Consider the following 11,363-nt stretch of genomic DNA (forward strand, 5'->3'; position numbering starts at 1 on the left):
GTGATTTGACTGCCTAAAATGAATCAAAAAGTGTATTATTTTGTCATTTCACAAATCAAAATATCGTTTTAATAATTGCCCTAAGTTAGTGAGACTAAATTGCCTTTCACATTTGTTCCGTATCCTCTGGGCGCCGAGTGCAGCGATCGTTCTTTTCCTTTTAAGCGCTAACTTTCCACGGCAGTTTTACCAACGCAAATGATAGTCATATACCAAACGAGGTCAACTTCCGAAAAAGTTGACCTCGTTTATTTTATCAAATTCAAATACTTAAAAATTAAGCAACTTCACCTTTTGCAAGTTTTTCGAATTCTGCGACATCGATTGTTTTTTCATCCGTAGCAACCTGGCTGCGAACGATATCGATGATTTTGTTATCAAAAACCTGATTAAATATTTGCGAATAGTTGTCGCGTTCTTTGTCTGCAAGGTAACCAGCCGCAACACGGTCAATGGTATCAGCCATGCTGTCGTCGTCTCCGTACATACCGAACTGACCGCGAACCATTTGTTTTGTAAATTCAAGAATTTCCGGGTATTCAACTTTAACACCCTGAGAATCTGCGATCTTATTTTTGATAAGGCTCAGTTTCAAAGATTTCTGGAAATCTTCAAATTGTTCTTCAATTTGCTCACGAGTGAATTTTCCTTCATTTGTGCGCTCCAACCAATCTTTAAGGAATTCCCCTGGAAGCTCGATTTGGATTGAGTCAAGCAATGCAGTTTCAAGATCACGACGAAGCAAAGCTTCTGTTTCGCGCTCGTAGTTTCCTTTAATTACTTCCGTAACTTTTTCATTGAAAGACTCTTCGCTGTCTGCAACACCTGGCCCAAGTACTTTATCAAAAAATTCCTGATTAACCTCAGCTGGTGCCGAACGCGTGATATCTTCAACGATCAAAGTATAATCACCTGAAAGTTCGCCGATATCTTCTTTTTTCTTTCCTGTCACATGCGCAATCGCAGCCTGGTCAGCGAATGTATTCTGGATATCAAATGTTACAACGTCATCTTTTTTCAAACCAATAAATTTAGCCTGACTTTCTTCTGCAACCTGTTTTGTGGGTATCGCAGTGCGGGTTGTAAATTCAGTAGATTCTTGTTTCAGTTCACCAAAAATCATGTCACCCAATTCACTTACCTCAGGGTGGATGCTGTCAGCAAATCTTTCACGAAGGCTGTCAACAGTTTTTGTCAACTCGTTTTCGTCCGTTTCAATCGTATAACGTTTTACAGCAGGAATTTCTGAAAGATTAACTTCGAAATCAGTTGCAACACCAAGATCGTAGCTAAATTCAAAATCACCTGGCTTGTCCCAGTTAGCCTCTTCTGCTTTTTCGCGGTTAGGAATTGGATCTCCAACAACCTGTAATTTATTTTCGCGGATATAAGTGCTTACTGCATTGCTCAAAAGACTATTTACTTCGTCCACTAATATGCTTTTTCCATACATGCGCTGAATTACATGGGATGGTACTTTGCCTGGACGAAAGCCTTTTAAATTCACACGTTTCGAGTAATCCTTGATAGACTTATCAACTTTTGGCTGATAGTCATCTTTGGTTAGCGTAACTTTAAGAGAGGCCATTGTTGGCGAATTCTTCTCTAATAAAACTTCCATGCTTATTGCTATTAGTAAATGTGCTTTTTTAGATAAAACGCAAACAAAAATGCCCTCAAAACAGTGTCCTGAGGGCATTTGACGGGTTTACTACGGAGCAGTTCATCTTCTTTTTTTCAGATAGGAAACATGACGCCCCGTCAATCCCTTGTTAGTTGTACGGGCGGAGGGAATCGAACCCCCACGCCTTGCGGCACTAGATCCTAAGTCTAGCACGTCTACCAGTTCCGCCACGCCCGCTCTTATTTTTTTTCAATCTTCAACCCTTGTCGTTGGTTGGGAGTGCAAAGGTAGCAAAGTTTGTTTTAAACATGCAAACTTTTTAAAAAATATTTTTTGAAAAGTTTTTTTGTTGAATAATCTCGCTAAAATTTGTTATTTTGGTGAAGCGTACTAATTACTATTAAGCATTGGAGCAACTCGTTGAAACCCTGAGCATAGATCTGGAGCAGGAGCGTAAGGATATCCTAAAAAAATATCGCAGGTTGTTACGAACAGCCAAGCCGTTTTTGAAGGACAATGATGCAAAATTAATCAAGAAAGCATTTTATACATCTGTTGAAGCGCATAAGGACATGCGCCGCAGATCTGGCGAACCTTATATTTATCATCCTCTGGCCGTAGCGCAGATTGTTGTGGAGGAAATTGGATTAGGTACCACAGGTATCGTTTCTGCTTTATTACATGATGTGGTTGAAGATACGGACATGCGTATCGAGGATATTGACCGGTTGTTTGGAAAGAAAGTCGCCAAAATTATTGACGGACTGACAAAAATTTCCGGAAGATTTGAATACGGAACTTCTCAGCAGGCTGAAAATTTCCGGAAAATGTTGCTTACGCTCTCTGACGACGTAAGGGTTATTTTAGTAAAACTGGCCGATCGTCTGCATAACATGCGTACGCTCGACAGTATGCCGCGTGACAAGCAGCTGAAAATTGCTTCGGAAACGATATTTATTTATGCGCCGCTTGCACACAGACTTGGACTTTACAGTATCAAATCTGAACTGGAAGAATTGTATTTAAAATATACAGAGCCGCAGGAATATCGTGCGATTTCCAGAAAACTTAGGGAAACCAAAAGCTCTCGTGATCGTTTCATTTCGAAATTTACTGAGCCAATCGCTCAGGATCTGGAACAGGCAGGTCTGAATTATATCATCAAAGGCCGTCCAAAATCGATTTATTCGATCTGGAATAAAATGCGCAAGCAAAATAAACCTTTTGAAGAAATATACGATCTGTTTGCAATTCGTATCGTTTTGGAATCTCCGCAGGAAGGTGATCGTGAAAAGGCACTTTGCTGGCAGGCATATTCGATCGTCACGGATCATTATAAGCCAAACCCCGACCGCCTGAAAGACTTTTTAAGTACGCCGCGTGCGAACGGATATCAATCCCTGCACTCGACCGTTATGAGCAAAAGCGGGCAGTGGGTGGAAGTGCAGATCCGGACTTCCCGCATGGATGAAATTGCGGAAAAGGGATATGCTGCGCATTGGAAGTATAAAGGAAATGATACCAAAGTTCGTGGCAACATTGAGCAATGGATAAGCCAGGTTCGTGAAACGCTGGAAACAGGTTCTGGGGATAAAACTGCGGCAATCGAATTTTTGGATGAATTCAGAACAAATCTTTTCAATGAGGAAGTTTTTGTTTTCACGCCAAAAGGCGAGTTGAAAGTATTGCAGAGCGGCGCAACAGCGCTGGATTTTGCTTTTGACATTCACTCCGAAGTCGGTGTGCATTGTATGGCTGCAAAAGTAGGGGGCGTTTTGGTTCCGATCAGTTATGTGCTGAGCAATGGTGACCAGATCGAGATTATTACTTCTAATAAACAAAAGCCAAACGAAGACTGGCTTAGGATTGTCAGGACGTCGAAGGCCCGAGCCAGGATCAAGGATTTTCTAAAAGAAGATAATCGGCACTATGAGACGGATGGCCGTCAAATGGTGGAGAAAAAACTGAAAGTTCTTGGTATAGAGCTTACGGCGGAGGTTGTAAACCAATTACGAGCATTCTTTGAATGTAAAACGGCGACTGACTTTTTCTATAAAATCGGAAAAGGATATGTTCATCTTGATGAATTAAAAAGATTCAAGCGGGACAAGGAGGCGAAGGAAAGGAAGGCAGTTATCACAGCGGTTATCCCGCCGGCAGAGGGTGCGGATGGCAAAGCTTATACCAAACTTCTTAAAAACCTGCATGGCGACCGCGTCGACAGCGATACGTTGTTGATCGGTGACGACATGGATAAGATTGATTACAAATTGGCACCTTGCTGCAATCCAATCGCAGGTGATGGCGTTTTTGGTTTTGTGACGATCAATGAAGGCATTAAAATTCACAGAACGACTTGTCCGAATGCTGCTGAATTGATGTCAAAACATGGTAACCGTATTATCAAAGCCAAGTGGGAATCCAATAAAGATGAAGCTTTTCTTGCCGGACTTTATCTTTCCGGAACGGATCGGGTTGGACTGATTAATGACGTTACAAGGATCATTTCCAACGAATTACATATCAATATGAGAGGACTTACAATTGATACAAAGGATGGTGTGTTCAACGGCGACATTCGCTTATATGTGCAGGATACGCGCCATCTGGATGTATTGATCAGTAAGCTGGAACAAGTAGAGGGTGTTTATCAGGTCCAGAGATTTGATACGAATCTGACGGGAAACCGGTAAATAAGGAACCATTACGTGTGTGACTTGTTAATTAATTGGTTTATAGTCTCACTGACCGATAAGACCTGGACAGTACGAGTCACAACATGAAGCTTCAAATGACTACCGCAGCATAATTACCACTGTGATTTAAGAAAAAAAGCACGTAATTTGCGCAAGATTTTCAAAAGATATGCCACAAGCCAGCAAACCAAATTTTGAAGCCGCCAAGAAAATTCTGACGGCTTACCTCGAAAATAAAGGACTTCGCAAAACCCCTGAAAGGTTTGCGATATTGGAAGAAATCTATACTCGTGAAGATCACTTCGATGTGGATGAACTCTACATCAGCATGAAAAACAAACGTTATCGTGTAAGTCGTGCAACGGTGTATAATACCTTAGACGTACTTGTAGACTGTGATTTGGTGACTAAACATCAGTTTGGAAAAAATCTTGCACAGTTTGAAAAATCGTACGGGAACAAGCAGCATGATCATTTAATTTGTACGGATTGTCATAAAGTAATGGAGTTTTGCGATCCCCGGATCCAGTCTATCCAGAACATGGTTGGCGAAATGCTTAACTTCAGTGTGATGCATCATTCCCTGATATTTTACGGCAATTGCACAAAAGAAAATTGCCAGAACCGGAATGAAATCTCTGAGGAAGTATCAGAAGGGCATGAAATAAGAGAGTAAGTTTAGATGAGGCGTAACAGACATTTAATGGTTTGTTACGCCTTGTCATTTTTAGCAAATATTAGTTTTTAATAACCATTTATTGGATGAAAGTTGACGTATTGCTTGGTCTCCAGTGGGGAGATGAAGGTAAGGGTAAAATCGTGGACGTATTAGCGCCACGCTATCAGGTTGTAGCAAGATTCCAGGGCGGTCCTAATGCAGGACATACTTTGGAATTTGATGGTATTAAGCATGTTTTGCACCAGATTCCATCCGGTATTTTTCGCAGCGAAATCCAGAACATTATCGGAAACGGGGTGGTTTTAGACGCGATCGTTTTTAAAAGAGAGATCGAAAATCTTGCCAAGTACAATCTTGATCTCGCTGGAAATTTATTTATCTCTAAAAAAGCATCGTTGATTTTGCCAACCCATGCTTTACTTGATGCTGCTTACGAACGCTCAAAAGGTGACTCGAAAATTGGTTCTACGCTTCGTGGAATCGGACCAGCTTATCAGGATAAAGTAGCTCGTCTGGGTCTGCGTGTTGGGGATGTTTTATCGCCGAATTTTGCTGATAAGTATAAGAAACTTGTTGATGCGCATAAGGTTATTCTTGACTTTTATTCTTTCGACTACACTTCAGTTCTTCCTCAGTCAGAAGAAAATTTCTTTGGTGCTGTTGAATTTATGAAGCAGTTCAAAATGGTTGATAGTGAATACGTTATCAACGATGCGATTGCAGAAGGTAAAACAGTTTTGGCAGAAGGTGCGCAAGGTTCTTTGCTTGATATCGACTTCGGTTCTTATCCTTTTGTCACAAGTTCTACAACAATGGCTGCCGGTGCTTGTACTGGTCTTGGTATTTCTCCAAGTGCTGTTGGTGAAGTATTTGGTATATTCAAAGCTTATTGCACACGTGTAGGAAGCGGGCCTTTCCCAACAGAATTACTTGAAGAAACGGGTGATAAAATGAGACAGGAAGGTCGCGAATTCGGAGCTACAACAGGACGTCCGCGTCGTTGCGGATGGTTGGATTTGCCAGCTTTGAAGTATGCGATCATGATCAATGGTGTTACGCAGCTGATTATGATGAAAGTTGACGTACTTACCGTTTTTGATAACATTCGCGTTTGTACACATTATCGTCTGCCGGACGGAACATTAACAGACGAGCTTCCTTATGACCTTTGTGATAATACTGCTGAACCGGTTTATAAAGATTTTGCAGGGTGGCAGCAGTCTCTTGATGGTATCCGCGATTTCGATGCAATTCCTGAGGAATTAATGGCTTATGTGAAATTTCTTGAAGCAGAACTTCACTTGCCAATTACTTTTATTTCAACAGGACCAGATCGCGAGGCTTTGATCACGCGTGAAACGACTGCGCTTTTGAACTAGGAAATATAATTAAGGCAATAATCAAAAAGGGTCTGGAACAATTTGTTTCAGACCCTTTTTAATAATTTCGTTATCAAGTTATTCAAGAAGCGACATCACATCTTCTCTTGATAATGATTTAATGAAGCCGTCCTCATTTGAGATCAGGTCATCGGCCAATTGTTTCTTTGTTCTTTGTAAGGCCACTATTTTCTCTTCAACCGTATTTTTTGTAATAAATTTATAAGTAAATACCGTCCGGTCCTGTCCAATTCTGTGTGCTCTGTCTACTGCCTGAGCCTCTATGGCGGGGTTCCACCATGGATCCAAAATGAATACATAATCTGCCGCGGTCAGGTTAAGGCCAAGTCCGCCTGCTTTTAGAGAAATTAGGAATATTTTGATATGCTCGTTATTCTGAAAATTTTCAACTTCCGTCTGGCGATCTTTGGTTGATCCATCCAGATAAGCGTAATTAATGTTGCCCTTATCAAGATATGCACGGAATAAATCCAGGTGTTTGATGTATTGACTAAAAATCAGAATCTTGTGGTTTTCACTGATGGCAGTTTCCATTTTATGCAGTACATCCTCAAACTTTCCGGATCCGTCGGCATATTCCGGATCTACCATTTTAGGATGATTTGCTAATTGGCGCAGTTTGGTCAAGCCTTGCAGGACAACGAACTGAGATTTATTGATCCCATCAGAATCTATACTTTGTAAAATCAGATTACGATAATATGCTTTTGCTTCTTCATAAGCCTTTTCCTGTTCTTCCGACATTTCACAATATTGAATACTCTCCACTTTCTCCGGGAGGTCCGTTGCAACCTGTGATTTATGCCTGCGTAAAATGAATGGTTTTATCAGATTATATAACCGTTTTGATTTCTCCTCATCATTTTTCTTTTCAATGGGAATTTGAAATTCGTCCCGGAAAAATGTCTGGCTGCCTAAAAGTCCGGGATTTACAAAAGACATTTGTGACCACAAATCAAGCGTGCTGTTTTCAATCGGCGTTCCGGTGAGGATAAGTCTGTGTGCTGAATTTAATTTTCTTACCGCTTTTGTAATAATTGACCCGGGATTTTTTATAGCCTGCGATTCGTCCAGGATCACATAATTGAACCTGAAAGACTGTATGAAATCAATATCCAGCCTGACAATTCCATATGAAGTCAGAATTAGATCAAAACCTTCAAATTGCTCCGTATTTTTCTCGCGGTAAGTTCCGGTATGGAACATCACTTTCAATTTCGGAGTAAAACGTTTTGCTTCCAATGCCCAGTTATAAAGCAGAGAAGTTGGCATAATCAGCAAGGAAGGTTCTTTGATGCCAGCTTCTTTCTGTGATTGTAACAGCGCCAGCGTCTGCACCGTTTTACCAAGCCCCATATCATCGGCCAGACAGCCGCCAAAACGGTATTGATTTAAAAATTGCAGCCAATCATAACCTGCCTTCTGATAAGGACGAAGTGTTCCCTTAAAATGTTTAGGAGCCTCTGTCGGGTCAATTTGGTTAAAATCCCTAAGTCTTTCCAGCTTTCGGCTGATAACTGCCGTTGCCAAACTTTCTTCTTTCAATTCCTGAACAAGTGCCAGATGATGCATACGCAGACGGATTTCGTTACTGTCGCGGTCATGTTCTGAAAAGGCGAAAAGTTCGGAATATTTAGTAAACCACCACTCTGGAATTACCGCGATTTCTCCATTTGGCAGTGTGAACTCTTTTTTCTGATTGAGAATATAATTTCGTAATTGAATAAAAGGGATTTCATACTCCCCAAACTGAACACGTGCATTGATATCAAACCAGTCACGTCCTTCTTCGATCGAAACGTCCAAAGAAGAATAACCCAGAAAATATCTTTTGGTATCTGCGTTATTTTGGCGCAGCGAAAATCCATGTTCCGCGAGCGTTTTTGCATAACTTTGCAGCCATCCAAACGCTTCAGACTTCGGAAGTAAAAGCTGCCCGGTTTTGATAGCCAATCCCCAATCTTTCAGCTGATTTAAATTATGACGTTCGGTCACACTATCCCGTTTCACCTTATAAAAAGTGTAATCCTCGCCACGTTTATCCATAAATACGCTGGAAGGCGTAGCGAAACTGTCGAAGGGGAAAGTATAATTTCCATATTGAAAAGCCAGTCCAAACGACACTTCACCGTCTTCATACTCCGTTGTAGGAATTTCTTCGCCATCAGCTTCCGCGAACAGAAGGGCAGGGGTAGACTTACTTTTTACGGCAACATCCGTGATCGTCAAAATTGGTTTTGGAGGCGTTGAAATATTTCGGATATCGAACCCTCGTGATACTACGTCGTAAGATGCAATCAGCGGAGCAACAAAGCGCTCGTAATAAGTTTCCTCAACTTTACGCGGTATTGCGATAAACTTTTTAGCTAAAAAAGGCTTAATTTTTTTTCCGTCAACGGTGCCTTCAAAATGATATAAATGGCCGTCTACAACGAGCCAGGCAGGTTCTTCGCACAGTATTATTGCATTTTTATACTGAAAATCCAGCTTCTGTCCCTTATGTCTGATCGCTGGAAAATAATGCGTATTATCTTCATTCCGCATAAAATGAAAGCGAATCGTAGCCTTTTCGGCTTCCCAGGCAATCGGCTTCCATAGAGGATTTCCGTCACTTCCCATGATGAAAAGATCTTTGCCTGCAAGTTTGGCAAGAATTCTGGCCTTACTGTTTTCGAGATACGCATTTATCGCTTCCTGAACGACTTTATCACCTTTCTGCGCGTCATATATTTTCAGGAAAAAATCAACGGGAGAAAGCCTTTTAGGATTGAATTTTTTTAAAATTGTGTCTTGCTGAATGTCGTCGATCAGACTTACCAGCTCAAAATCTGTTTTGTCAAGCCCTGAACTGAACTCTTCTATATTCTTGGAAGAAATATTTTGTATCTGGAAAGAAAAATCCCCCTGGGCATTTAGCTGTACTACAAAGGACTCAAAGATGTAGCCCAGATATTCATGATCCAGAACAGAATATACTATTTTAAAAGGTTCAGAGGTAGATACTTTCATAACTTTCAGTTCACAAAACGATGACGTAGCGTACGAAAGCTATCCAATCGTGAGATAGTCCGCTTCGTTGGAATTTGAAAAATATCAAATATAGGATAAAGAGGGGCAAAAAAAAAGACTTCCAAACTGGAAGTCTTTTCTAAGTGATGTACCGGGGACGGGAATCGAACCCGTACGAGCCTTACAGCTCACAGGATTTTAAGTCCTGCGTGTCTACCAGTTCCACCACCCTGGCATTAACCCACCTTCAAACAAGTTTGTCGGTTTTTATGAGAAAAAGCACCGTTTCCGGTGCTTGATATCTCTGAGCAGAAGACGAGGTTCGAACTCGCGACCTCAACCTTGGCAAGGTTGCGCTCTACCAGCTGAGCTACTTCTGCGTTTTCTGGTGTCGTTATTTGATTAACGTGGTGCAAAGGTAGTCATCTGGGGTATTCGACGCAAGCGTTGAGAGAAAATATTTTTGAAAAAAAAATGATGCTTTTATTAACAAATTGTAAATCATGATAGTTACCTCAGAAAATAAATTTAAAATATTTTTAGTCAACACATTCATGAAGTGTGTACACGGGTTAAAAATTGCTTTTATCGCATTATCTAGTACTATTTTGAAAAGTAAGTACGTCAAATCCTGAAAATCATTTTCAGCGAAAATGAAAATTTAGGGGATGGAGAAGCTTTGATATATATATATCCGTCTTTCAGGTAAATCAAATACTTAAATTATACTGCGAACCGTTTGTCCAAATTCAATCCTCCACTTTAATTTTTGATTACCTTTGTATAGTCTGGAAAATAATGACCAACGTTTCCTGCCCTGGTAATTCGGATTTACGTTCGTATTCCTGCTATATTGAGTTTAATTAAAAATCAATTTTCATGTTTTCTAGCGAAGTTCTGTTTTTTGGAGGTTTTCTTGTTGTGATAAGCATTATGCTCCTTTTGGATCTGGGAGTCTTCAATCGAAAAGATCACATTGTTAAATTTGGTGAAGCAGCTGCCTGGACGGTAGCCTGGATCGCATTAGCGCTTGTCTTTTATCTTATTATCAATACGCACGGAGATCTTGTGCACGGCGTGGAGAATTTTGAGCAGCTTGAAACAATAAGATCAAAATATGCACCGCACCTCACGCTGATTCCCGGAGACTTTGAAGGTAGTCTGGAAATATACCGGAAAAACATGTCTCTTGAATTTATCACGGGGTACTTGCTTGAATACGCACTTTCTGTTGATAATATATTTGTCATTATTTTAATTTTTGCTTCTTTCGGCGTAAGAGCCAAGTACTACAAAAAGGTGCTTTTCTGGGGGGTATTAGGTGCGATCCTGATGCGCTTTGTATTCATATTCGTTGGTTCAGCGCTTATCCAGCGGTTTGAGTGGATCATTTATCTGTTCGGTATTCTGCTTGTGTATCAAGGCGGGAAGATATTTTTTCAAGGTAATGAAGATGAGAAAATTGATCCTGCAAAACATCCGGTTGTAAAGTTTGCGTCCAAGTATCTGCCTGTTTTTCCTCGTTATGTATACGAGCATTTTTTTGTGAAGAAAAATGGAAAATGGCTTGTAACACCGCTTTTCGTGGTTGTCCTGATTGTTGAATTTACAGATTTAATTTTCGCAGTTGACTCGGTTCCGGCTGTATTTTCTGTGACAAAAGATCCTTACGTTGTATTCTTTTCAAACATTTTTGCCATCATGGGACTTCGTTCCATGTTCTTCTTCCTGAGTAACATTATGGGATTATTCCGCTTCCTGAAATATGGACTGGGTGTTCTGCTGGTATTTATTGGAGGAAAGATGCTTGCTCATAAGCCTCTTGAAGAAATGGGTTTTGAAACCGTTTATTCACTCTATATTATTTTGGGAATTCTTGCTGTGAGTATCCTTGCTTCTGTCATATTTCCTGAAAAGAAGAAAGAAATTGTATCCAATAGTTAAACGGAAAGGTT

The 11,363-nt window shown here is 40.6% G+C and carries 6 protein-coding genes and 3 tRNA genes; 4 read left to right on the forward strand and 5 right to left on the reverse strand.

The genetic code is table 11. The features are described 5' to 3' along the window. Nucleotides 1-277: 277 nt before the first annotated feature. Both tig and L0657_RS10535 read right to left on the reverse strand, forming a co-directional pair. On the reverse strand, nucleotides 278-1,621 hold the full coding sequence (gene tig / locus L0657_RS10530; protein ID WP_235150577.1) for a trigger factor: 1,344 nt from the start codon (nucleotides 1,619-1,621) through the stop codon (nucleotides 278-280). Nucleotides 1,622-1,779: 158 nt separating this feature from the next. Continuing rightward, a tRNA-Leu gene (locus L0657_RS10535) sits at nucleotides 1,780-1,861 on the reverse strand. A 170-nt stretch (nucleotides 1,862-2,031) separates the two neighbouring features. Here L0657_RS10535 and L0657_RS10540 point away from each other — a divergent pair. The 3 genes from L0657_RS10540 to L0657_RS10550 all read left to right on the forward strand — a co-directional run bounded on the left by L0657_RS10540 (nucleotide 2,032) and on the right by L0657_RS10550 (nucleotide 6,378). Beyond that, a complete protein-coding gene (locus L0657_RS10540; RefSeq protein ID WP_235150578.1) occupies nucleotides 2,032-4,317 on the forward strand; it encodes a bifunctional (p)ppGpp synthetase/guanosine-3',5'-bis(diphosphate) 3'-pyrophosphohydrolase in 2,286 nt (761 codons plus the stop codon). Between the two features lie 172 nt (nucleotides 4,318-4,489). Further along, on the forward strand, nucleotides 4,490-4,996 hold the full coding sequence (locus tag L0657_RS10545; protein WP_235150579.1) for a Fur family transcriptional regulator: 507 nt from the start codon (nucleotides 4,490-4,492) through the stop codon (nucleotides 4,994-4,996). 86 nt (nucleotides 4,997-5,082) lie between these two features. After that, nucleotides 5,083-6,378, forward strand: coding sequence for an adenylosuccinate synthase (locus L0657_RS10550; protein ID WP_235150580.1), 1,296 nt, complete (start codon nucleotides 5,083-5,085; stop codon nucleotides 6,376-6,378). A gap of 78 nt (nucleotides 6,379-6,456) precedes the next feature. On the opposite strand, the gene L0657_RS10555 is transcribed toward L0657_RS10550, so the two are convergent. From L0657_RS10555 to L0657_RS10565, 3 genes are all read right to left on the reverse strand, one after another. Continuing rightward, nucleotides 6,457-9,408, reverse strand: coding sequence for a DEAD/DEAH box helicase (locus L0657_RS10555; protein ID WP_235150581.1), 2,952 nt, complete (start codon nucleotides 9,406-9,408; stop codon nucleotides 6,457-6,459). Nucleotides 9,409-9,557: 149 nt separating this feature from the next. Next, nucleotides 9,558-9,643, reverse strand: a tRNA-Leu gene (locus tag L0657_RS10560). Nucleotides 9,644-9,715: 72 nt separating this feature from the next. Then, nucleotides 9,716-9,788: transfer RNA gene (locus L0657_RS10565), tRNA-Gly, on the reverse strand. A 499-nt stretch (nucleotides 9,789-10,287) separates the two neighbouring features. Here L0657_RS10565 and L0657_RS10570 point away from each other — a divergent pair. Continuing rightward, nucleotides 10,288-11,352, forward strand: a complete 1,065-nt coding sequence (locus L0657_RS10570) for a TerC/Alx family metal homeostasis membrane protein (protein ID WP_235150582.1) — start codon at nucleotides 10,288-10,290, stop codon at nucleotides 11,350-11,352. Nucleotides 11,353-11,363: the final 11 nt, after the last annotated feature.

The sequence above is a fragment of the Dyadobacter sp. CY345 genome (genome assembly GCF_021502725.1).
Lineage (GTDB): Bacteria > Bacteroidota > Bacteroidia > Cytophagales > Spirosomataceae > Dyadobacter.

Excerpts from the sequence above, each read along its gene's own strand:
- tig (WP_235150577.1), bottom strand. The coding sequence starts at position 1,621 with ATGGAAGTTTTATTAGAGAAGAATTCGCCAACAATGGCCTCTCTTAAA.
- L0657_RS10545 (WP_235150579.1), top strand. The coding sequence starts at position 4,490 with ATGCCACAAGCCAGCAAACCAAATTTTGAAGCCGCCAAGAAAATTCTG.
- L0657_RS10550 (WP_235150580.1), top strand. The coding sequence starts at position 5,083 with ATGAAAGTTGACGTATTGCTTGGTCTCCAGTGGGGAGATGAAGGTAAG.
- L0657_RS10555 (WP_235150581.1), bottom strand. The coding sequence starts at position 9,408 with ATGAAAGTATCTACCTCTGAACCTTTTAAAATAGTATATTCTGTTCTG.
- L0657_RS10570 (WP_235150582.1), top strand. The coding sequence starts at position 10,288 with ATGTTTTCTAGCGAAGTTCTGTTTTTTGGAGGTTTTCTTGTTGTGATA.